We start from the raw sequence: 23220 nt of genomic DNA on the forward strand, positions 1-23220 counted from the left end.
ATATAAAAAATAATTAAACATTATCCAACACAAATTTGTTGAAGCTCAAATTTATTGATTATCAATATAGCTTCAGGTTAACAATTTATCAATTTAATTCGTTATATGCAAGCGATTGCAATTTTTGGGGGAGGGGAAGAGAGGAGGAATTGTTCAAAAAAAATAGCTTTCGCCGTGGCGAAAGCTATTTTTTTTGAGGGGAGCTATGCGCAATAATTTATTTAAAGTCGGAATCGCTTAAACCGCTGTTTACCTTTACCTCGGTTACTTTAAAGTCGATTTGCTGGCCTCCCAGGTTATTTTTCAGCAAATAGGGGAATTTGACACCATTGACTTCCCGGTAATCGCTGGACTCAATTATACCTGAGATCTGTTCGCCGTTACGGTTCACGGTTTTTACTTTCAGGCCGGTTGTCACATCATAGTAAAGCTCTGTCACGCCACCTTCGTCGCCTTCGGACACGGTAAGCATGTAGGATTCTTTTCCATCGTCACCTGTAACAATATTCTGTGACAATTGTACTTTAGAAAGGTTATCGAGGTATCCCAGTTCAGGTACCAGTGTCAGGTTATCGCGGATACCAGCTTTTGCTTCATCGTTCAGCGGCATGGGAGCGCCCATCTGTATAGCTGAGATACTATCGCCGTTGATCACCAGTTTGCTGGCATGTACGTTCATGGCGGGGATGAAGACGTCAAGCAGGAATTTATCAGGTGATTTATATTTCCTGGTCATTTTGATATCAGTGCCCTGTACATTACCAGTAGCTACGGTAGCCTGGTCTTTGATCGCTTTGATCTTTTCTACACCGCCTATTGCCTGCAGATATCTGTTCAGGATATCTTTAACGGATACGGAGGCAGGTACTTTTTTGATATCGCCGTTCCAGGTATTGTTGACAGGGTCGATATCAGGGAAAGCTTTGTCAGGATCTATCACTACCCTGGTGATGCGGGAATCAGAATTATGTCTGAATGTCCAGGTGGAACCGCGTTCCCATACTTCGGCAGGGAGCTTTACTGTATCAGTTTGTCCTTTGCTGTCAGTAACGGCTACGATGACAGGCAGTGCCATCTGCTCCAGGTTCTCTACAGTGATGAGTGCACCGCGGGAGGGATCGGCACCTACGTATTTCACGTCTTTCACTGCCTGGTCCAGTTTCCAGTTGTTGATGAACCATCCTCTCCAGAACCAGCTCAGGTCTTCGCCGGCAGCATTTTCCATGGTACGGAAGAAGTCCCAGGGAGTTGGGTGTTTAAATGCCCAGCGTTGTATATAAGTGCGGAAAGCATATTCAAAACGTTCTTTACCCAGGATGTAATCGCGCAGGATGCCAAGGCCCATAGCGGGTTTATAATAAGCTGCAATACCCAGGTAGCTGCTCTGGATCACATCAGGAGTGCTCATGATGGGATCGGAGCCGAACATGGCGCGGCCCATGGATTGCCCCTGTTGTTTCTGGTAAAATTCACCGTTGTTGAATACTTTACCGGAGCCGTCGTTGATAAAGGTGTTGAAGCCTTCATCCATCCAGGCGTATTTTCTTTCGTTGGAGCCTACTATCATAGGGAACCAGTTATGGCCGAACTCGTGGTCTGTCACTCCCCAGAGACCGCTGCCGGAGCTTCTGTAGGAGCAGAAAACGATGCCGGGGTATTCCATACCACCTACAATGCCTGCTACGTTGGTAGCAACAGGATAGGTATATTCAAACCACTGGTTGGAATAGATCTCGATACAACCTTTTACAAATTCTGTTGATCTTACCCAGCCGTTAGGGCGCATCACGCTTTCAACGGGGTAAACAGACTGGGCCAGGGCTTTTTTGCCGCTGGGCAGGTTGATCCTGGCTGCATCCCAGATAAATGCCCTGGAAGCTGCCCAGGAAACATCGCGGGCATTTTTACATTCAAAATGCCAGGTCAGGTTACCGGTGCGGGCAGGTGTTTTTATTACGTCAGCGCTGTCTTTGATCATTACGGTCTGGTCGCTGTTACGTGCTTTGGCCAGCTGTGCTCTTTCGTTCTCTGTGAGCACCTGGGATTCGTTTTTCAGTTCGCCGGAGCCTACTACTACCAGTCCTGCAGGAGCGGTGATGGTGTAGTCAAAGTCTCCGTATTCCAGGTAAAACTCGGAAGCGCCCATGTAAGGAATGGAGTTCCAGCCCAGTACGTCGTCATATACTTCCATGCGCGGGTACCATTGGGCTATTTCATAGATCCAGCCGTTGCTGGTTTTCAGACGGCCGGTACGGTCTGTACCATACTGGGGCACATCATAGGAGTATTCGATGCTGATCTTTGCGGTACCTCCCCCGGCCTGTAACGGTTTCGGGAGAATGATCTGCATACGTGTATCTGTTACCAGGTATTTGATCTCTGTTTTTTTACCGCCTACGGTTACATTCACTGACCTGATATTATACCCGTCTGTAGAGGTACGGTTGGCGAAGCGGCCGCCGGTTACTACGGATGTGGCGGCGCCGCGGGAATTTTCCTTGTAAATGTTCTGGTCCAGCTGCAGCCAGAGGAATGGCAGGCCGTCGGGGCTGTTGTTCTTATAGGAGATGTTCACTGTACCGCTTACACTGTGTTTGGCGGTATCTAATGTCACGTTAATGGCATAGTCTGCCCTGTTCTGCCAGTATTTATGACCTGGGGCGCCGGTTGCGCTGCGGTATTCATTGCCGTTTGACGGATAGAACAGGGGGCTGAATGCTTCATGCTGGTCGTATTTTGATGTGGTTTGTCCTAAGACAGACTGCATGCAGGACATCAAAAGGAGGCCGGGAAGCAGGAGGATTTTGTTGATATTCATTTACGATATGTTTGGAAATAGTCATAAATATAACAAAAGGGGAATAAGGATAAAAGAAGTTGTATAGCAGTTTGAATTGTTTTTTGATGGGTGGTGGGGGGAGAGGAGCAGATAAAGATTAAATAAAATATTTATACATTTACACCCAGAACCACAAAAACCTATGAAATATTTCTACACAGGCCTTATCCTGTTGTTACTACTGTTTGCCAACCACGCATTTGCACAAACGCCTAAAGTACAGCTCAGCGAGAGCTTCCCTGAACCGGGAGACGGATTTGACAAGCTCGTTTTATTACCTAACGGCAATACCGCATACCTTCATTTTGATAAGAAACTGGGAATAGTGGTTACTATCTACAATGCCCAACATACGGTTGCGGCAACGGAAACCGTGACCGGCGCTCTCTGGGATGCACAAAATCTTAATGATACGGAGATAGATGGTATTTATGCTATTAATGGCCAGATAGTGCTCTTTTTGCAGCAACTGGTGAAATATAAACCTAACCTATACCGGTTGGTACTGGATGCCAGTACCGGTAAACTGGTGCAGGAAGATAAGCTGGGCGAGCTGCCTACTGTACTGCACAGGGACGTAGCTGTACAGAATAATTTTTCATCGCACGATTTTTATGTGGTAAAAGATGCGCAGAGCGACTATTATGCTGTTGCTTCTTTTGCCGGTGGGGAACTGCAAAGGAAAGAGCTGCCCGAAGAGCGTATCAGGGTCATGCACTTCAGCCCGGAGCATAAGCTGATACACAGCGCTGCTTATTATATGCCGGGAAGTCCTTATGATTATTATGCTTACCTGGATATGAGCGTACAGGGAGGAGAGAAGGTATATGTTGCTACGGCGGCGTTGAGTAACCGTAAAGGCAGTAAGGATTCTGCCGCTATTGTAGTGATCTCTTCAGCAGGCAGGGAAAACAGTGTTTTCGCTCACCGTACTCTTTCATATACCGCTAACTTTGCAGATGTGCATGCCAGCCTGCAACGGGCTGCCGGTACCAACATTTTACACCTGTTACTGAATAATACAGGAGAAGCTGATAACGCCGGCGCCTATATTAATTATATTGATGCTGCAACGCTGGAGCTTCGTCACTACAAGCATCTGCGTAAGGAGAAAGTAAGTGCGTTTGCACAGCAAAAAATGAAGTATACAGGGCCGTATTCCGGTCAGCCGCAGCTGTTGCTTTCGCATAAGGATGGCAGCAGTACTGTACTGTTTGAAACGATGAGTGAGTTTGCTTCTACGGGTACTAATTCATGGAATAAGATGCATACCAATCTGAATGATATAGGTGTGTCTCACCTGGATGCAACGGGTGCAGAACAGTCTGGTTATGCGCTGATCAAAATGCAGGTGGCCAATGGTACTTATTCGCCGTTGTACCTGCACAGGAAGAAAAAGGGACAATGGATTTTCCGTAACCGGATACAGGCGCTTAATACAACGCCGTATCTTTCTTTCGAGTATATTCCTACGCCAAAAGGTACTTATATAATTTTCAATGACTACCTGCAGTATCTTGATCCTGGTGGTACGTACCTGGATAAAAGGCCGTTGCGTTACCTGACTGAGGCGAATGCGGTGTGTTACCGTTGTGATGATAAACAACAGGAGCGGTTATTTCTTTTTGGTACACCGGAGACGTTTAAAGGATATTATTGTATGCTGGGTTCGTCTGATTATGGAGAAGCAAGTTCTACTTATGTTACTATCATGATCACGAGGAAAGGTGAGGAGAGAAAAGCGCAAATAGCGTGGGTTTCATTCTGATAAGATTGCTATTATAGAGCGGGAAAGTTGCACAAAAAAACGCTTTTGCCTTCGGCAAAAGCGTTTTTTTGTGGGGAGCGCTGCGCGGCTTTTTAGGGAGGGGATTGAGTTTGCGATGTTTGTTTTTTGTCTTGCGAATAAAAATGTATATTCATTAAATGCCCGTATTTCCTGTCGGGAGGCATATGCAATAAGATACCCATTTACATTTGTCATGTGATACACACATCCCCCCTATGTGTAGTGTTCGTTCTTACTCACTCACAAAACTAATCTGATTATGATGTACACTCAGCAATTGCCGGGCCTTTATTGCCCATTTCCGTCAAAGTTGAATCCTCACGTAGAAAAATCAGACAAACACACTACCAATTGGGTTAAAAAGTACAGGCTTGTTCCTTCAGAGGAAGTCTGGTCATATTATCACAGACAAAAGTTTACCTGGATGGTAGCGAGAATGTTTCCCACCGCAGAGCCGCATGCATTGAGTATTGCGGCCGATCTTAACACACTGTTGTTCATACTGGATGATCAGTTTGATGAACATTCGGATGACTCTGCCGGTATTAAACAGAGCATACAGTTTGAACGGCTTGTACACGCGCTCATCGGTATTATGAAACGTAACAGCATTGTAACACTAGAAAAGGGAGGGCCTGTACTGAGCGCAGTCAGCGACTTCTGGAGAAGGATCCGGAAGCTTGGAAACCTTGGCTGGCAAGTAAGATTTATAGAGAGCCTGCAACAGGCTTTTGCCGCTAACCTATGGAGAATTGAGAATGTTAACCGATCACAGTTGCCTTCAGTTGAAGAATATATGAAGTGGAGACCTATCTTCAGCGGGGCCAGTTTTTTTGCATATCTGCTTGAAGCGATAGAGGGATTTTGTTTGCCGGATTATGTTTTCCTGGATGGTAAGGTGCAGCGGCTGATCCAGCTGTGCAGCAATACTATCTGCTGGGCAAATGATCTTTTCTCTTTTAACAAGGAACTTGAGCAGGGGGACGAAATGAATCTTGTAATGCTGATCAGGAACAACAGGGACTGTTCTATTGATGAAGCCATTACAGCAGCAGTAAATATTCATGATGAACAGGTTAAACAGTTCGAGACGCTTGCACAGGAATTGCCATCATTCAATATGTCCACAGATCTACAGTTGAGCAGGTATATACATGCCTTATCCATTATGATGAAAGGAAATATAGACTGGAGTACGAAGGATACGGAGCGGTATCATTTTACCATGCTTGAAACGGCCTGATAATGGCTGACAGGGGGACGCCCATCCCGGTCACGTAACATAGGGGGGGATCAGGGGTGGGCCCCTGCCTGTAGATATTTAGTCAGTGTAGCGTGTAATGCTTTAAACTCTATTGGTTTTACCATATACTCATTGGCGCCTGCCAGCAGCATTTCTTCGCTGGCTTCTTTGAAAGCATCTCCACTAGCTATAATAACAGGGATATTTTTCAGTAAGGGATCTTTCCTGATCTGCGCCAGTGTATCTTTTCCGCTCATACCGGGAATATGAGAATCGAGAATAATGATATCGGGCCTGGAAGCTCTTGCCAGCAGGAGCCCCTGTACACCATCTTCAGCCTGCATAACCCTGCTGCCTAGTCCGCAGAGGAATCTTGAAAGGATCATCTGGCTCATTTTATCATCTTCGATGATCAGTATGGAAGTATGGCTGAGGTGGATGAATTGTTCTTCTTCATGTATGCCGCGGAGAGCACCGTTTGCTGCAACAGTGAGCAGAGGCAGTGTAACCGTGAAGGTTGTACCTTTTCCCGGGACGCTGCGCACATTTATATTACCACCCATTATGGTGATCAGATGCCGGGTAATGTGCAGTCCCAGGCCTGTGCCTTCGAGAAAGATATTCCTTTCGGTAACGAAGGCGTCGAATATAGTGGATTGTCTTTCGGGACTGATACCTTCTCCTTCATCTGTTACTTCCAGCTGCCAGTTATCATTCTCCGCAGATATGCGCAGCTGTACTTCACTTTCCTGGCAGGTAAATTTAATGGCGTTTGACAGGAGGTTATTCAGTGTTTTACTGAGCAGTATCCTGTCGCAGATGATCATTTCCGGCATGTTTTCGGCTATCCTATACCTGATCTTCACCATTTTTACGTTGGCTACATACTGATGCATGTTCACAATGCCTTCTATCCAATCCTGCAGGTTAAAGGCGGCCGGCTGGGGTGTATCCAGCTTACCGGCTTCTATCCTTGAAAATTCAAGCACATTGTTGATGATTTCGCGGGTATTGTAACTGGCCGCGTACAGATGATCTATGAGCTGTTTAACAGGGGCGAGCGTGTGTTCCTGTTCAGCTTTCAGTTGCAGCAACTGGCTGATGCCGAAAATAGCGTTAAGGGGAGTACGTATTTCGTGACTGGTTTCTCTTACAAATACTGTTTTGGCGTCTGTAGCTTTGGCCAGTTGGGCGGTGAGGAGTTCCAGTTCCTTGTTATGTCTTTCAACTTTCTTCAGCATTTCCTGCACCATTTCTGTTTCGCGCTTCTGCAGGCGATCTACGTTCTTTACATAATAATAGATGACCATCAGGTCCAGCAGGAGTATACTTGGAATGGTTACCCACCTGATAACAAATTGTGTGGCGGAGTGTTCATCTACCGGTGTTTCAGGGGTAATGAAACCATTGTACATGTTGATCTCTCCGAGCAGGAAACAGAAGATGGTTATGCCTATACCTAATCTTCTCATTTTTGCTGTTTCAAAGAGCAGCATGGAGAGACCCACCAGGAAAATGAAAAGCAGGTGGACTTCCGTTACTCTTCCCATTACAGCGCTGTAATACTGTATTGTAACGTTATTAACGAGTATGAGGGCTATTACAGCAGCGGTATATCTGCCAAGGTAGTTGAGGAAGATGATGCTTAGCAGCAATGCGGCTTCGATCATTGCCGGTGCAACTATGCTCTCTTTGCCGGTAAGGAAATAACAGCAGGCGCTAAATGCAATAGACATAGATGCAGTGGTGAGGCAGATTGTGTTCACTATGCGGATTGAACGTTTCTTGTCCTCATGCAGAGAGTCATTGCAGCCAGTAGTAACAATTCGTTGTAGTAGGTTCATGCACCGATCTTTTACTTTTACGGAACATCTGTTCAATGGGATTGTATCAGGTTTCCCTGCTTGTACAATTATTCCATCCGATTTTTCGAATTCAGATACAGTTTGTTGATTACATTGCAGAATAGCGATTGGGGCCAGGTTCCAACTGCAATTTACGTACATTCGGATATATATACATAGTATATCCGGTTTGATGATATTTTTTTATGGGTTTGGCCCTGCGGGCCAAACCGGTGTTTTATCTGATGGTACTTTTTTGGTTTGGCCTGCGGCCAAACGGAATTTTGCTGATAGTTGTTTTTATAATTGCCCCCTTGAACCAGAGCCTGACCGAGGCTCGAAACGGCTCATATTATTTTTGTTCAAATATCAATGGTAAATGCTGAAATCCGGATACAATAGTGCTGGGGTTCCTCGTGGGAGGCACCCCAGGCTTTAACTGTATATTGTACATTTTACTAAATACTGTTTCAAAAGTTATTTTCGTTTCCAGCCTGGCCAGCATTGCCCCTATGCAATAATGTGCGCCATAGCCAAAGCTGAGTATCTTTCCATTATCACGGTACATATTAAATTCATCGGGGTGCGGGAAAACTGTCTGGTCCCGGTTTGCCGCTGAGAGCCAGGCATTGACCAGGTCTCCTTTGCGGATCTGATGTCCTTCCAGCACCACATCCTGTCTGGCAATGCGGCACATGCTCTGTACGGGTGGGTCAAAGCGAAGTACTTCATTCAAAGCCAGAGGAATATCTGCCGGATTAGCAGCAAGGCGGGCCTGTATTTCAGGCATGCTTGCAAAATTATACATGGCGTTGGCCAGGAAACTATTGGTGGTTTCATTGCCTGCAATGAGCAGTGCTATGCAGAAGGCCAGTGTATCTGCAGGGCTAAGCCTTTCCCCATCTATTTCTGCCTGTAGAAGGTGGGTGATAAGGTCCTGTTGTGGTACCCGGGCCCTTTCTTCCAATAATGTCATGAACAGTTTCCCCATTTCCTGCTGCGCCTGAAAATAGGCTTCCATTCCTATTACGGCTGGATCGCTGGCAATGGCATTGATCCAGGCGTTGACCTGATCGTGGTCCTGGTTGGGTACTCCCAGCAGCTGGGCAGTGACCCTTCCGGGCAGGGGAATGGAGAATTCCTTTACAAAGTCCATTTCTCCGTTTTCCAGGCAGGAGTTGAGCAGTTCTTCGCACTCCTTTCTGATCCATGTTTCCATCTGTGCCACCATGGAAGGGGCGAAGGCTTTGCTGATCAGGGCTCTCAGCTGTCTGTGCCGGGGAGGATCTGTCTGGTTCAGGTTGCTGCCAAGGAGGTTATCGTCAGATTTGGGCATGTATTCATTAGAGAATACCTCATAATCGCTCAGGACACGTTGCACATCTTTGTGCCGGAACACCTGCCAGGCTCCCTGTCCGCCGAAATAAAATGTAAATGAAGCATCATAGTAAACAGGATTTTCGATTTGCATTTGTTGAAACCATGCAGAGGGAGCCGTCAAGCTTGAAGGAGTCATACAGAAAATCAGTTGTAATAGCGTGAATAGAACAAGATAAGATCAAAACAGTCACATTAGTATTGTCCTGGTATTTTCTAACTAACACATATGGCTCTAAAATAGTTCAATGTTAAGAGGAATTAGTTAATGCCTTGTTAATGAATTCATTTTCCCGGTTATAATCCCCCTGAAATACAATAGATTGCCTCTTTAATATATCCCAAATGAGATTCCACTTACCAACCATTACCGCATGTCTTATCATATGCTGTTCATGTGGCAATACTGCATCCAGGCACAGCAATGATCCTTATGAGTTAACAGATACGACCGCTTATGGGCTGACTTCTTCCCAGGAGGGGAATGGGGGCGTGTATTTCCGGACAGAGCTCTACACACACAGGAAAGATACTTCCCTTACTTATGTCAAGGTGTTCAATTACGGCGGGAAGCTGGCTGCCATACAGTTCTATAAGGGGGAGAAAAAGCATGGGCCTACTATTACTTATGATGAGAAGGGCGGCAGGCAGCTGGGGACTTATTACAGGAATGATACGGCTGTAGATATGCGTCCGTTTAAGTAGTGAGATGGGGTGTAAAAAAAGCTTTCACGGCAGGTGAAAGCTTTTTTTGCCGGAGGGAATGCGCAGCTGAATTTTGTGAGATCAGCTGGCTTTATACCACGTCCCACCAGGGTTTATCGTTGTTCTGATCGGGAAGAGAGGTGTCTGGTAAGACCTCTTTAGGTGCTTCCGGCAGATCTGCTTTGATATCTTTCCTGTTCAGCAGTAAACGAAATTTGTCTTTCAGCTGTTTTCCCGTTTCGGGCTTCACCATCTGCACGTAGTTGATATATCCTTCCATGCTGCTTACAATATTTCCATTGCCCCACTTCTTACCTGCGAAGCCGGAAACTGATACCTGGTGCAGCAATGCCCGGAATTTTCTGAGAGTAGTTCTGTCAAGGCTCATTTTTTCATTTACCACGATACCAGTTACTTCCTTTTTATCACCTTTGCGCATCACCTTGAGCTTGTCAGGGTGGATGGTAAATCCTTCTTCTTTCACTACTTTCTTTACTGCCCACAGCAGCTGTCCGGCTTTACCGGCTGTTTCACCACTGGTTGAGAAGGTCATATCGTCTGCATAACGGGTGTAGGTGTAATTGAATTTCTTTGCAAGGCCTTCAAAACGTTTGTCCAGCCGGTAACAGATAATATTTGTAATAGCTGGGCTGCAGGGCGCTCCCTGTGGCAGGTGGCGGTTGGTATTGGCTACATGATATTCTTTCCCGTCAAGCATCACCTGGTCTCTTTCCGGTTCGGTACAGAGCAGGGCCAGTATAGTGGCTATCTGTTCGCTGTATCCAAGCTTACAGAACATTCCTTTCACACGTTTGTAAACGATGGTGGGAAAGAAGTCACGCAGGTCAATATTGATCACAACATCTTTTCCTACGTGTTGCTGTGCGTTGGTGACAATAGACCTGCCGGGAATAAAGCCGTGCGCGGACTGGCTGCCGGGTATTTTATACAATATATTCTGAAGGACCCAGTACTGTGCTGCTTTCAGTTGTGGCATGGGGGCAGATATCAACCTGCGGCCACCTGATTTTTTAGGGAGATAGAAGCGTTTGTAGTGGGAAACTTCCTCTACTTTCCTGTTGTAGGAGAGGAAGCGAAGTTTGCCTAATGTAATGCCCATTGCTGCTGCCAGGCCAACGCCATCATGTAATATGGGTAATCCTGCAGCTGACAGGCGGGTGATATCTGAGAATGTTTTATTCAGTCCTGCGGAAACGTCTTCTCCGAGGTAAACAACGCTCCGTTCTTTCTCTGCAGCCCAGGCGGCGGCCTTTTCCCGGCGTTTCTCTTCATTACGCTGTTTGGTTTCTGCACGTTTTGCCTTTGCGTCCATCATCCGCTTCTTACGCAGATCGTTCAGTATTTTCTCTTTGTTGCGGTAACGTGCTTTTTCTTCCATCAGCTTATTCAGCTCACGGCGTAATTCGCTTTCTTTACGGATCAATGTTTCCGACAAGCTGGGGGCGCCTGTGCTACGCGCCCAGAAGCCCAAGCGTTTCATTTCTTCCAGGATCACTTCATCTCTGGTGGAAGAACGTATCCTGTCATACAGTTCCTGACGGGTCAAACCTGTCATAATTTTATGGCTTTAGTACTGATAATTTAGTCTGTTGAAATGGATAAGCGGGGTAGCAGCAGAAAGGGGAGTGGGGAGAGAAACAATGTAAAGAGGAAACGGCCCTTCGTGCAAGCCTTTGACTAAATCAATCAACTCCAGGGCGGGGCACACCTACCGGTGATTTATAGCCCCCGGGGCTTCTACCGTAAATCACTGGTAGGTGTGCCCCGCCCAAAGTAAAGATTGCATTTAGTGAAGCATGTATAGTCATGTTACCTGAGTGACGAAGCATCACTCTTCCCTGTTACGGGCGCAAGTGCAATCATTTCCTCTTTACAAAGAACTTCTTTAAAGATAGTGTCGGAGATACTATTCTTTTCTGACACGAAAGATAGAGACTTTTATGCAAACAACAAATACATATTGCATATTTTTTCTATCATTTTCTCATGCCCCTTTCACGTTACTACTTTTCCGTTTATCCGTTATGTTGTTTTTTCTTTTCAAACACCATACGCAATGCCAGCATATGCTCGCACGGGCCTTTATGGAGTTTGTTGGCGATGTAATCGCTGCAATCGCAATGTCCTGTGCTCAGTCTTTCATCTCCGTCTATCACTATAACGGGATGGTATGAACGCCGGTGTGCGGGTATTGTGCCTTCCAGCTGTAAGCCTACACCGGGCACCAGTTTTTCGGCGAAGGTGACTTTGCCTTCATCTGCCAGGCGGGTAGCGCTTTCTTCTTTAGGATTGGAGAAGCGCAGCTGATCCAGCGGCAGTGGTTCGCGGCTCAGTTCTCTGAGCCGGTAATATCCTGTGTGCAGATCATAGATCACTTTACCGGCCTGAGTGCAGATACCCAGTGCTGCCAGTACGGCGGCCCTGGTCAGGCCTGTGCGGGCTGCAATCTCGTCAGGGCGGCCCATCCAGTTCTGCTGCAGGTCATTGTATATTTTTATTTTGGAAACATCGTCGATAGCTGCGCGGGGAGCCATGAGGTCAAACTGTCCGCAGCGTGACCAGTCGTTCGCTGTCCATCCTGAAAGTCCGAGGGTGAACTGCATATCTCCCAGGTCTGCCACATAAAATGAGGGCAGTCCGTTACCTGTCAGGTGAACGGTAAATTTCTTAGCCACGGGGATGAGGCGTTCCAGGATGAGCAGTCGCCTGCGGCCCCAGATGCGGATCTCGCGGCGTTGGGGACCAGTATAGATGGACCTTGCGCAGGTAATCTCTTTGTTCCAGGGCTCGAAGATGGCCTTTACCGGTTTGCCTGGTTCCAGTACAAAACGGATGGAGCGTGGGCCTTTCTTTTCTTTGAAGCGGCGCAGCCAGAGGCAGAAGTTGTAAACATCCATCGGGTGGAGGTCAAATGTTGCTGCCGGCAGCGTCATGGCGGAACTAACCTGGAGGAAGCCGCGTACCCAGCTGTCGGGCAGGTCTATCTTGACTTCCCGGAACATTTCTTCCCTGGTGGTCTGAACAGAGAACCCGCCGGGATCTACGGTAAAGGAAGTCTCCTTATAGTCCCTTATCTTCTGGAATTCATTGTATAAAGCTGCGGAGTAATCGATGTTGGTAGTACCGCATTTAAATTCATTTACTTCTTTGAATACGTTGTAACTGGCGCTCAGTTTGCCGTATGCGGATTCATCCTGGCTGAAGCATTCGAAGAATATTTCGTCCGGGTGTACGCTGATCACGGGGTCGAGTACGAACCAGGCATCTCTGTCTTTCTGGTAGAGGTAATCGAAATAGGTTTTGCGTGCTTTATAAAACGGGGCCATCACACGATCCTTTTCCTTCTGTACATCTGTCAGCTCTACCTGCAGGGCTTTGATGCGGGCATCTGCCGCGGCGGCATCGTATTGTCCCATTGCTTCTGCCAGCCAGATACTTTCCTGTTGTGCAGCCCATTCTTTGTACGCTGTTTTATCCTTTGGTTTGAAGCGCAGATCGGATACTACGACGTCATGCAGGGCGGAGATAGCTTCGCGGAAAGCGATCTTCTTACGCAGTTTTCCTGCAAAGAAAGTGGGTTCGCGGTAGATATCCGGCGCAAAGGAGATGCCGGCGGCAGTAGCATTGCTGTATACCTGTGTGTGTCCGCTATATTTATAGTTAAATAACATTTTCCAGGGTTTAAGATCTTTTCACAGGGATTTCCATGAATCTTACAGGCAGGAACATTCCTTCATAGCGTTGATGGATATTCCGCATGATGGTGATACAACGCGCTTTATCTCCTATGGATACTGTTGCGGAGATATCGGCGATGATACCACCTATATAAGCAGCTGCTTCGGCCGATTGCAGGGCTTCTTTTTCCAGGAAGCTGAAGATCCTTTCTTTGGCTATCCTGGCCTTGTTAACCCTTGACAGTACAGATCTGAAGTAGTGTTCCAGTTCTTTCAGGTAGGGCAGGTTGCCGGTAGCATATTGTTCCAGGTAGTTGGTAGCAAAAAGCTGCATGGCTACTCCAGGGTGCTGGCTCAGCTTCATGAGGTAAGACGGTCCTTCTTCCTGGCGGAAGAAGCGGGTGAGCAGCTCACGGCCAAAAGCCTGGACTTCCGGTCTTACGCTATCTGCGATGGCAACCAGTGTTTCCGGCGACCAGTCATTTTCCTGGAACTGTTCACGGAAGAATTTCATGGCAAAGGCACGGGTATCATCCCAGGTGGCATCCAGCAATGCAATAGCGTCATCTCTTTCATAGCGGATGCGGGCAACATACTGTTCAAAGAAGCGCCAGCACCATTCCCTTACTGCCAGCAGCTCATGATTGCCGGTAGCTATGACCTGCTTCAAGGTAAGCTGATCCGCAGGTATATATTTCTCCAGTATTATCACCCCAAATCTCTGAGCGGGGCGGTAGTTGGAATAGAGTAAGCGTAATGCTGAGGCCTGGTCTATATCGTGCAGGTGTTCTACCAGTTCATTGCTGAGAATACCGGCGATGTCTTCATGGAGCATCTCTGATGTTTCCTTTCTCATCAGCAATGGCACCAGTTCATTGACCAGTGTTACTGCCAGCCGGGGATAGGCAGTTGCCAATCTTTTCAATACCGGTCTGATACCGTTACGGAGGTCTGTATAGGATGTTGTACAACAGTATAGCAGCAGCCCCTGGCGTTTAGACAATTCTTCGTCACCGATAGCCGAAAGTACGGCTGTACCTGCATCTCTAACCGGCTGATAGGTATTTTCGAGTAAGCGTAAGAGTAAGCTATCGGGTATGTGATTGAGATTGAACTGTTTTTTCTTGAGCAGGAGCAGGCGGGCTGCAAATGCCTGTGCAGCAGGCAGTTGATTGTTCAGCAGCTCTTCTATCAATGGGAAGTCCAGACTGCTCAGGGTGGGGCCAAAGCTCCATTCCAGCAGGCTGCATCCGTCTGTCAGGAAATCGTTCGTGGTTTTGTCTGCATTGCGGAAGGAAAGCAGGTGGGCGATAGCCTTGCCAACTATCAGCCTGGCGTTATCGCCAGTAATTGGTGTTTTTTCCAGTTGTTTACCGGCAAATGCCCTTATGTCTTTATAAGGGGAGAAGATCAGGTCCTTTACAAAATCGGCAGAGGCGAAGTAAACATCCGGCCTTCCGGTCATCCAATCCATACCTACGCTGCGGGCCTCTTCCCAGGGGCTGCCTATGAGGGCCAGCACAAGAGAAATGGAAGGAGTGTTGGGATCGTATTTCTCTTTTGCCAGCTCCAGTCCATATCGCTGAGGGATAGGGAAGGGATTCCTGAGCAGGGCAGTGATCAGTGATACGTCCATCTTTTGCCGGAGAGCGGTGTAATCCGGATGGGATGTCAGTTCTGTCAGTGCAAATACATGGATCTCTTCCATGCGTGCTTTAGCCAGCAGCTGAATAAAGGCCTGGGGCAATTTGCGCCAGAGATGTGCAAAAGGCGCAGGGCTATCGTTCGTTGTCTTCTCAGCAGATTCCTTTGGCTGACTGTCGTCTTTTTTTCCGCCACGGAGCAGGCTGGCCAATTTATTCAGTAAACCGTCCTCCTTTTTAAGCGCCTGGTTCGTTTGTTCCTGAGTGGTATCCTGTTTAATATACCAGCCCATGCCACCGTTTATCAGCTGGTAATCTTTCCTGTTGCCTGAAAGGATATAATGCAGGTATACGGCTTCTGCGTTGGCAGGATAATATTTTTCCAGTGTGGTATATGACCTTGTTGAGTAGTCATATCGCATGGTCCTGGCGTAGCGTTCCGGTACGTTATTGAGCGCTGCATCGTATTGCAGCAGCAGGGCTGTTGCAAGCCTTACGTACTGGATATCTTCAGCTTCGCCTAATTTTCTCAATCTTCTCAGCACGCGGTTCCTCAGGTAGTGCCTGGTTTTATTGGAGTAAGCGATCCTGCTGCCGGGCTTCTTCAGCTCTTTTGCTGTGCTTATATAAGACTGTAATGCCTCTACGTAAATTTCGGGCGAATATCCTTCATATGCTGTCCAGTTTTTGTGCCTGAACATTTCCGGTTCACGCTCAAAGCGGGCGCCCAGTATGCCAAACATCTCATGATCGTCACGGAGTTCTGCCTGTTTGAAGATGTGGCGGATGTGCTGGAAGTAATTAGGTTTAAAGGGTAACGTTGACAGGAATTCTACCAGCACCTGTTTTACTACCGGTACGCGGTATGCTATTATGTACAGCTCTTCCAGTACAGGATAAGAGGGGGAGATCAGGGTGCCTACCTGGTCTCTCAGCAATTGCAGCAGTTCCTGCCTGTTATCTTTATTGATAGCTTCCTGGAAGGGGAGTGGTAATATTTTCCGGTATTGTTCTAAATAGACGTCTGCCTCTTCCGGCGTCATGAGCAGCAACATGGAATTGCTGGCTATCTGGCGCTGGTAATATGGGTATGCCTGGTTGTTTGCGTAGGCGTGTAATACGGGAACGGCTGTATTATCTCCACAGCGGCCTAAGGCCCAGAGGGAGGCATAGCGTTGCATGGCGTCTTCCCGTTCTATCAGTTTGGTGATATAGGGCACGGCCTCTTTCAGGCGTAATTCGCCCGCCATCCAGATTACGCGGGATGTTTTCCAGCTGGTCTTAAATTTTGAATTTCTTTTAAGAGCGTATTCCAGTCGTTTGAGAATGGCCTGCTGTGCGGCTCCTTCTACCCCGGAAGCATCCGGGGCAACGAATTCTGCTACAGGTCCGGCATCCTCTTCTCCGGAATATCCTTTTGAGCGCTTTTCCTTTTCAAGGGCATCAAATATTGCAGTGGCTTCTGCCAGCGAAACAGGTGCTACTGTTTTGCTGCCTTCCTTCAACGCGCTGCCGCGTTTACCATAGCGGAAGTTTACTACATATTGTCCGGGGCCAACCTCGCATAGGTCTATTTCATAAGTTTTGTCCGAATTCCCCTCCCTGTAAAAAAGCCTGGTTTGTTTGACAAATCGCATGAGCTAACTAACATTATAAAGAACGGAGCTAAAAATAACATATTTTAATTATTTATTTATAAAAAATAATGTTTATAAATATTCTTAGAAGTTATTTTGATGCGGTGCTTCCTGCCATTCGGTAACTTCCTTAAATTCGAACTTCAAAAGGCTGATATAGATTTTCCTTCATCATCCAATAAAAGTACAGAATAATATGGCCATCGTACAGGAAGCTGATGCTTCCGGTCAACGATATTTGCTGTATCAAATAAGTAAACCCATATACAATGATCAACAACACAATTACGTTCCTGCTTCTGCGACTGGCTATTGGCGCCAGCATGTTTGGCCACGGGCTGGTAAGACTTTCCAAGCTTGATAAGTTCAGTGCATGGATGGTGCAGGGTTTTGAAAAATCCATGCTTCCTTCCGCGCTGGTTACGCCTTTCAGCTATGCCTTACCTATTGCTGAATTTGTAGTAGGACTGACACTTATTCTGGGCCTGTTCACCCGCCTTTCACTTATTGCCGGGGGGATTATTATGATACTGCTTATCCTGGGCACTACTCTTATAGAGAACTGGGAGGCGCTGACCTCGCAGCTGGTACATGCGGCTTTCTTCGCCTTGTTGTTAAGCTATGTATCATACAACGGTTGCGCGCTGGATAACCTTATCAGAAAGTAACGCTGATCTTGATCACAACTTTCTTTACCGGAACGGGGTCCTTCACTTTAATATTAGGCATGTGCAGGTCAGTAGGGAAGAAGATGGCGAACATACCAGCTTCGAGTTTTGAGAAGAAAGAAGGCGTTTCTCCGAACAGCATGAAATCAGTTGTTTCATCATATTCTCTGGAGGGGGATTGATTGCGCAGAAAGTCATGGCCAATCAGTTCCTCTCCGCTGACTATATACTGAACGTCGATGTATTTTTTGTGAGATTCCATTTGTTCTCCCGCTGTATCTATCGTATCATATTCATTTACAATGGCAAAGATATCTGTCCCTTCAATTTCATATTTGCCTTTTGCTACTTTTGAAAAGTCTGTCTGCTGCAGGTAGTCAAATGCCTTTACGAATTTTGCGCCCAGGTTGGCGTATAATGCCGCGTTCCTTAATGTATCGATGATCATACGGCAATATAGTTATATCTTAGAAAAGAAAACCAATGTTATGAGCAATTTCATGATGGCCGCTATAGAAGAGGCTTTAAAAGGCCTTGATGAAGGCGGTATTCCAATAGGGTCTGTGCTGGTACATAATGGAAATATTATAGGGCGCGGGCATAACAGGAGGATACAAAAGGGCAGCGTCATACTGCATGCGGAAATGGATGCGCTGGAAAATGCCGGCAGGCTTACTGCGGCTACCTATAAGGATTGTACGCTGTATACAACGCTGTCTCCCTGCCCGATGTGTACGGGTGCTATACTGCTGTATGGCATTCCGAAGGTCGTAATAGGTGAAAACCAGACGTTTATGGGTGGGGAAGACCTGCTGAAAGCAAATAACCGGGAAGTGATCGTAGAAAACAGCCAGGAATGTATTGAGATGATGCGGGAGTTTATAGAGAAGCGGCCGGAGCTCTGGAATGAGGATATAGGCAGATAGGTCTGTGTGGTATTAAAGTGTATCCGCAAATACGGCAGGTTTAATTCTTAATGAACGTTAATGATTGTTAAAGAAAAGTATAAGCCCGGCAGCAGAAGGTTAAATTTGCGGACATGAAGAAAGTGAGTAAAAGGATATGGTGGATAGCTATACCGGCTGTACTGACAGTATTACTATTTCAGCTTTACTGGCTGAGACAGACTTACCTGTCGCAACAGGAAGCTTTCCTGGCTACAGTGACAGAGATAGTAAAGGAGTCATATGACCAGTCTGTATTGCAATCTGTCAGGATACTTTCCGGTCCTGAGGAGGAGGAGTCTTATGTTTTTAAAGCCACTGTCAATGTAAATGTTACAAATTCTGATTCCGCCAAAATCAAAAAACAGGTAGCTACAGCCGCACAACCAGATACTATCAGTGTAGATTCCTCTCATGCTCCAGACCTGACTATGGGAGATACCTCGCCGTATTCACATTTTATTTCCACTGTCTTTACTTCCTTTACAAATGCCGCTCCCAATAAAGACAGCCTCCGGGTATTGTTGCAGAAAGAGTTCAGGAAAAAGGGGATCACCATACCTTTTCAACTGTTTGTAACTCCAAAAGAGATTAAACGGGCAAAGCCGCAGGTTACGGTTAACCCGGCGCTTTCCAATCAGCATAAGGTGGTGGCAGTACAGTTTACAGGCATCACTCTTTACCTGCTGAAGAAAATGAGCAGCGCTATTATACTTTCCCTGTTTATTGCGCTGCTGATAACCGGTTGCATATGGATATTATGGCGTATTATACTGAAGCAGGAAAAGCTGGATAATATGAGACGGGACTTTATCAGTCATGTGACCCATGAATTGAAGACGCCTGTAGCTATACTGAAGGCCACAAATGAGTCTTTGCTGACCTTCCATGGCAGGCATGACAAGGAGAAAACGGAACGTTACCTGCGTCATTCCAAAGACGAACTGGATAAACTGCAGGGGCTTATAGAAAAGATCATGCAGTTAACAAAACTGGAACAGACACAGCTTCCGTTATACAGGGAAGAGATCTCTATAAAGGAGCTGCTTGGCACAGCGGTAGCCCGGTTCGCTTATCAGCCGGAAGCGGAGATATCTATGCATTACAATATTGCACAGCCCTATATCTATACAGACAGGGAAGCAATGGATACTATCCTGGTGAACCTGCTGGATAATGCCATAAAATACAATGATAAGTTGCTGAAACGGGTAAGGGTCAGCGTTACAGAGCATCCTACATCTTTCAGTTTTGCTATTGCCGATAATGGCAATGGTATTGAAAAGCAGCATTATCCGTTCCTGTTCGATAAGTTTTACAGGGTGATACAGGGTGACAGGCTTGATACCAAAGGCTATGGTCTTGGATTAAGTCATGTGAGGGCGCTATTGGTGCAGATGAATGGTCATATATCTGTTGACAGTACTCCCGGAGAAGGCACAACGTTTACATTTCAAATACCGAAGAATGAAAAAGATCAAGCTCCTGCTGGTAGAAGATGAAGTGATATTGGCAGGGGTAGTGAAAGAAACCCTGGAAATGAATGGTTTCCATATCTCTCATGCTATAAATGGCGTGCAGGGGTGGGAACATTATCTTTCGTTCAGGCCGGATGTCTGTATCATAGATATCATGATGCCACGCAAGGATGGTATTTCGCTGGTGAAGGATATTCGTGCTGTGGATGAACAAACACCTATCATCTTCCTTACTGCCAAAAGTGAGACCACAGATGTGATCAACGGCCTGCAAACCGGCGCGGATGATTATATGAAGAAGCCTTTCAGCCTGGAAGAGCTGATACTGAGAATAAAAACATTGCTGAAGCGTAGTTTGCCTGCGGCTACTGGAAACAGGAATACTACAGGAGTTTACCTGCTGGGGAACTATACCTTTGATCATAACAGGCAGGAACTGAGGCATGAGAAGGAGCTGATACGTTTATCCCTCCGGGAGGCAGATCTCCTGAAAATGCTGGCGGCGAAACCGAATATGATCACGCACCGAAAGAATATACTACTGGAGATATGGGGAGATGATAATTTCTTTAATGGGAGGAATATGGATGTGTATATCAGTAAGCTGAGGAAGTATTTGCAGCATGATGATTCTGTGCAGCTGGTGAATGTGAGGGGGTTGGGGTATAAGCTTGTTTATTGAGTGGGTTTGACAGCGGTCTTTTTGAGAGAGGTGGTTAGCCCGGTTAACATTTGTTAACTATATACCAAGGTTTATTAACCCAAAGCCGTGACAGCACCAGATACTTTTGCATAGTCAACAAACCAGGAGGACTATGCGATCTTTTACAACCGGCTGTGCTATATTATTCATTATCCTATCTATCAGCCAGGCTTTTTCCCAAACCAGGGATACTCTTAAAGTACGTGCGTTAAAAGAAGTAATAGTAGAAAGCAAGCCACCTGTCAGAATGAAAGGAGACACGGTGGAATATGACGCTTCCCGCTTTAAAACAAGAGAGAATGCAGTTGTGGAAGAGTTGCTCAGGAAACTGCCCGGTGTAAAGGTAGATAAGGGAGGGAATATTATTGCACAGGGAGAGAAGGTCAGCAAAGTGCTTGTAGATGGAAAAGAATTCTTCGGTAATGATCCATCTATAGCAACTAAGAACCTGCCGGCAGATATGGTGAGTAAGATACAAGTGCTGGATAAAATGAGTGACCAGGAAGAGTTTACCGGCATAGATGATGGCAACAAAACAAAGACCATCAACATCATTACAAAGAAAGACCGTAAGAAAGGATATTTCGGGAATATATCTGCCGGGGCAGGGAGTAATGGCAGGTATGAAGCAGGGCTTAATATTAACAGTTTTATAGGAGAGCAGCAGGTATCCCTGCTGTTCAAAGCCAATAACGTTAATAAAACAGGTTTCTCTGCATCAGAGCTCATAAAGATGCTGAGCAATAATCCTGAGATGTTCAACAACCTCCCTTCATTTGCTATTTCTGAGCTCAGTAAGATGAAAGGGGTGCAGATCAATACAGATGATCCGGCTGAAAAGGCAGAGCTATCAAGAGCCAAAGGGCTGAATAATACACAATACGGCGGCGTTAATTACAACAATAACCGGGGAGACGACCTCAAACTGCGCAGCAATTATTTCTATAACCGTTTTACTACACAGAACAATTTTGATTATGCCCGTCATTATCAGCTGCCGGATACAGCTTATAATTACCTGCAGCGGGGAAGGACATCGCAGGAAAATATCAATCACCGGGCCAACGGGAGCCTTGATATCAGGCTGAATAGTAATTATTCCCTGAAGGTATCTCCAGTTTTTCTGTACAACACTACCGAGAATACCAGCAACCGGGAATACAGTTCTTCTGCAACAGATGGAAAGTTACTGAACAGGGGAAGTCAGGAGCTGACCGGTAACAGCAAGAGTACTAATGCAAGCACTGATATCCTGTACAGGCATCGTTTTGGGAGGGCTGGCAGGACATTGTCTGTCACCCTTACTCCTGGTTATTTTAAGATGGACAATCTTTCCCTGAACTATTCAAAAAACAGGTATTATAATATTGGCCAGGATGAGGTAAGAGACAGTATTGACCAGCAGACAAAGGGAATCTCAGAGAATTATACTGTGAACAGTACTATCATTTATACTGAACAGCTATCCTCTCATCTTGCATTAAAGCTTACGGAAAGGTTGGATATCAACCGGGGTAACTATCGTCAGCTCGCAAATAACTTCAATCATGCTTCAGCGAGGTATGATCTTGAAGATGAGCGGTACAGCGATATTTACTCCGGCAATACCTTTAAAGCACTGACAGATGTAGCATTTGCGGGTAAATACAAGCGATTCAACTACACAGCCGGTATTGGGTTTGAAAGCAGCAAACTTAATACACGTTCAGGTTATAAGGGATATGAGATAGATGGCAGATATCATAACCTGCTGCCGCATGTTTATGCCAGATACCGGTTCTCAAAATCGCGTAATCTTTCCCTGTATTATAATACACAGAGCACCTTACCGGGGTTTGGTCAGCTACGCCCGCTGGAAGATATTACTGATCCGCTTTATACGAGGAGAGGGAATCCTGATTTAAAGCAAGCTGTTAACCATTCCATTACACTGGCTTACCTGTTGGCCGATGTTTACAGAAATACGTTCACCAATATACAGTTGCGGCTATCCACAGTAAGAAACCAGTTCACTGATCAGTATAGCGTTGATAACAGCGGGAGGCAGGTGATCCTGCCAATTAATGCAAACGGGAACTTCATGGGAAGCCTGCATGCTGAAAGGTCTGTTCCTGTGGATGATAATGGCGCCAGTCTGACGATAGGAGCTGAGATATCGTATAACCAGTATCCCGGTTATTTCAATGCTGTTGCTGATAAGATACGGCTATGGGGTGTAACGCCAGACTTCAATTTCAATTACTATATCGGGAATGTGCTGAATATCACAGCAAGAGGAAGTACTGCCTGGAACAAGCGTCAAAGTGAGGCATTGCTGCAAGAGTACTGGTTCCTTAACTATGGGCTGGATGCCATTGTGTCCCTGCCCTTGAAGATAAGTGTTAATGCAGGGGTTGATTGTTATACTACAACGGGGTTGAGCAGTGCTTATAACAATACTGTGTCATTGCTGAATGCCGGTATTACAAAAGATATAGGGAAGAGGTATGCGTTACAAATGGAAGTGCAGGACCTGCTGAACCAGAATAACAGTTTTTCCCGTTTGTCGCGCAACGGGTATACGGAAGACCGGCGGAATAATGTGCTGGGCAGGTATTACATGCTGACGCTCATCTGTAAGCTTCGTCATTTTGCTAAATCATCTAAATAAAT

At 46.2% G+C, this 23220-nt stretch carries 15 protein-coding genes; 8 read left to right on the forward strand and 7 right to left on the reverse strand.

Annotated elements, in window-relative coordinates:
- Positions 1-217: 217 nt before the first annotated feature.
- Positions 218-2818, reverse strand: coding sequence for a M1 family metallopeptidase (locus tag GO493_RS23085; protein ID WP_232538984.1), 2601 nt, complete (start codon positions 2816-2818; stop codon positions 218-220).
- Between the two features lie 163 nt (positions 2819-2981).
- Between GO493_RS23085 and GO493_RS23090 the strand changes: the two genes are divergently transcribed.
- Both GO493_RS23090 and GO493_RS23095 read left to right on the forward strand, forming a co-directional pair.
- On the forward strand, positions 2982-4607 hold the full coding sequence (locus tag GO493_RS23090; RefSeq protein ID WP_157308599.1) for a hypothetical protein: 1626 nt from the start codon (positions 2982-2984) through the stop codon (positions 4605-4607).
- A 445-nt stretch (positions 4608-5052) separates the two neighbouring features.
- Entirely contained in the window at positions 5053-5871 is an 819-nt protein-coding gene (locus GO493_RS23095; RefSeq protein ID WP_394350746.1) for a terpene synthase family protein, read from the forward strand.
- Between the two features lie 50 nt (positions 5872-5921).
- On the opposite strand, the gene GO493_RS23100 is transcribed toward GO493_RS23095, so the two are convergent.
- Both GO493_RS23100 and GO493_RS23105 read right to left on the reverse strand, forming a co-directional pair.
- Positions 5922-7715 (reverse strand): ATP-binding protein, encoded by a 1794-nt coding sequence (locus GO493_RS23100; protein ID WP_198315804.1) that lies wholly within the window; start codon positions 7713-7715, stop codon positions 5922-5924.
- A gap of 352 nt (positions 7716-8067) precedes the next feature.
- Positions 8068-9186 (reverse strand): cytochrome P450, encoded by a 1119-nt coding sequence (locus GO493_RS23105; RefSeq protein WP_198315805.1) that lies wholly within the window; start codon positions 9184-9186, stop codon positions 8068-8070.
- A gap of 251 nt (positions 9187-9437) precedes the next feature.
- On the opposite strand from GO493_RS23105, the gene GO493_RS23110 reads away from it, so the two are divergent.
- Complete coding sequence (locus GO493_RS23110; RefSeq protein ID WP_157308603.1) at positions 9438-9797, forward strand: hypothetical protein; 360 nt, start codon at positions 9438-9440, stop codon at positions 9795-9797.
- Between the two features lie 91 nt (positions 9798-9888).
- Here GO493_RS23110 and GO493_RS23115 read toward each other — a convergent pair whose 3' ends face one another.
- The 3 genes from GO493_RS23115 to GO493_RS23125 form a co-directional block, all read right to left on the reverse strand.
- Entirely contained in the window at positions 9889-11373 is a 1485-nt protein-coding gene (locus GO493_RS23115) for a reverse transcriptase family protein (protein WP_157308604.1), read from the reverse strand.
- Between the two features lie 460 nt (positions 11374-11833).
- A complete protein-coding gene (locus GO493_RS23120; RefSeq protein ID WP_157308605.1) occupies positions 11834-13489 on the reverse strand; it encodes an SWIM zinc finger family protein in 1656 nt (551 codons plus the stop codon).
- 10 nt (positions 13490-13499) lie between these two features.
- Complete coding sequence (locus GO493_RS23125) at positions 13500-16775, reverse strand: HEAT repeat domain-containing protein (RefSeq protein ID WP_157308606.1); 3276 nt, start codon at positions 16773-16775, stop codon at positions 13500-13502.
- 269 nt (positions 16776-17044) lie between these two features.
- Here GO493_RS23125 and GO493_RS23130 point away from each other — a divergent pair, with 269 nt between their 5' ends.
- A complete protein-coding gene (locus GO493_RS23130) occupies positions 17045-17443 on the forward strand; it encodes a DoxX family protein (RefSeq protein WP_157308607.1) in 399 nt (132 codons plus the stop codon).
- Here the strand turns inward: GO493_RS23130 and GO493_RS23135 are convergent.
- Positions 17433-17891 carry a YhcH/YjgK/YiaL family protein gene (locus GO493_RS23135; RefSeq protein WP_157308608.1) on the reverse strand — a complete coding sequence of 153 codons (459 nt, stop codon included), beginning with the start codon at positions 17889-17891 and terminating at the stop codon, positions 17433-17435. The two genes, GO493_RS23130 and GO493_RS23135, sit on opposite strands and share 11 nt — an antisense overlap.
- Before the next feature lie 40 nt (positions 17892-17931).
- Between GO493_RS23135 and GO493_RS23140 the strand changes: the two genes are divergently transcribed.
- From GO493_RS23140 to GO493_RS23155, 4 genes are all read left to right on the forward strand, one after another.
- Positions 17932-18369, forward strand: a complete 438-nt coding sequence (locus GO493_RS23140) for a nucleoside deaminase (RefSeq protein WP_157308609.1) — start codon at positions 17932-17934, stop codon at positions 18367-18369.
- A gap of 113 nt (positions 18370-18482) precedes the next feature.
- Positions 18483-19889, forward strand: coding sequence for a sensor histidine kinase (locus GO493_RS23145; RefSeq protein WP_157308610.1), 1407 nt, complete (start codon positions 18483-18485; stop codon positions 19887-19889).
- Positions 19855-20547 (forward strand): response regulator transcription factor, encoded by a 693-nt coding sequence (locus GO493_RS23150; RefSeq protein WP_157308611.1) that lies wholly within the window; start codon positions 19855-19857, stop codon positions 20545-20547. The genes GO493_RS23145 and GO493_RS23150 overlap by 35 nt, the downstream gene beginning before the upstream one ends.
- A gap of 133 nt (positions 20548-20680) precedes the next feature.
- On the forward strand, positions 20681-23218 hold the full coding sequence (locus GO493_RS23155; protein WP_157308612.1) for an outer membrane beta-barrel protein: 2538 nt from the start codon (positions 20681-20683) through the stop codon (positions 23216-23218).
- Positions 23219-23220: the final 2 nt, after the last annotated feature.

Source organism: Chitinophaga tropicalis (assembly GCF_009758205.1).
Classification (GTDB): Bacteria; Bacteroidota; Bacteroidia; order Chitinophagales; family Chitinophagaceae; genus Chitinophaga; species Chitinophaga tropicalis.

Bases quoted from the DNA above. Each gene is read 5' to 3' on its own strand.
- GO493_RS23095 (WP_394350746.1), top strand. From the start codon at position 5,053: ATGGTAGCGAGAATGTTTCCCACCGCAGAGCCGCATGCATTGAGTATT.
- GO493_RS23115 (WP_157308604.1), bottom strand. From the start codon at position 11,373: ATGACAGGTTTGACCCGTCAGGAACTGTATGACAGGATACGTTCTTCC.
- GO493_RS23150 (WP_157308611.1), top strand. From the start codon at position 19,855: ATGAAAAAGATCAAGCTCCTGCTGGTAGAAGATGAAGTGATATTGGCA.
- GO493_RS23090 (WP_157308599.1), top strand. From the start codon at position 2,982: ATGAAATATTTCTACACAGGCCTTATCCTGTTGTTACTACTGTTTGCC.
- GO493_RS23105 (WP_198315805.1), bottom strand. From the start codon at position 9,186: ATGCAAATCGAAAATCCTGTTTACTATGATGCTTCATTTACATTTTAT.
- GO493_RS23135 (WP_157308608.1), bottom strand. From the start codon at position 17,891: ATGATCATCGATACATTAAGGAACGCGGCATTATACGCCAACCTGGGC.
- GO493_RS23155 (WP_157308612.1), top strand. From the start codon at position 20,681: ATGCGATCTTTTACAACCGGCTGTGCTATATTATTCATTATCCTATCT.
- GO493_RS23110 (WP_157308603.1), top strand. From the start codon at position 9,438: ATGAGATTCCACTTACCAACCATTACCGCATGTCTTATCATATGCTGT.
- GO493_RS23120 (WP_157308605.1), bottom strand. From the start codon at position 13,489: ATGTTATTTAACTATAAATATAGCGGACACACACAGGTATACAGCAAT.
- GO493_RS23100 (WP_198315804.1), bottom strand. From the start codon at position 7,715: ATGAACCTACTACAACGAATTGTTACTACTGGCTGCAATGACTCTCTG.
- GO493_RS23140 (WP_157308609.1), top strand. From the start codon at position 17,932: ATGAGCAATTTCATGATGGCCGCTATAGAAGAGGCTTTAAAAGGCCTT.
- GO493_RS23130 (WP_157308607.1), top strand. From the start codon at position 17,045: ATGATCAACAACACAATTACGTTCCTGCTTCTGCGACTGGCTATTGGC.
- GO493_RS23145 (WP_157308610.1), top strand. From the start codon at position 18,483: ATGAAGAAAGTGAGTAAAAGGATATGGTGGATAGCTATACCGGCTGTA.
- GO493_RS23125 (WP_157308606.1), bottom strand. From the start codon at position 16,775: ATGCGATTTGTCAAACAAACCAGGCTTTTTTACAGGGAGGGGAATTCG.
- GO493_RS23085 (WP_232538984.1), bottom strand. From the start codon at position 2,818: ATGAATATCAACAAAATCCTCCTGCTTCCCGGCCTCCTTTTGATGTCC.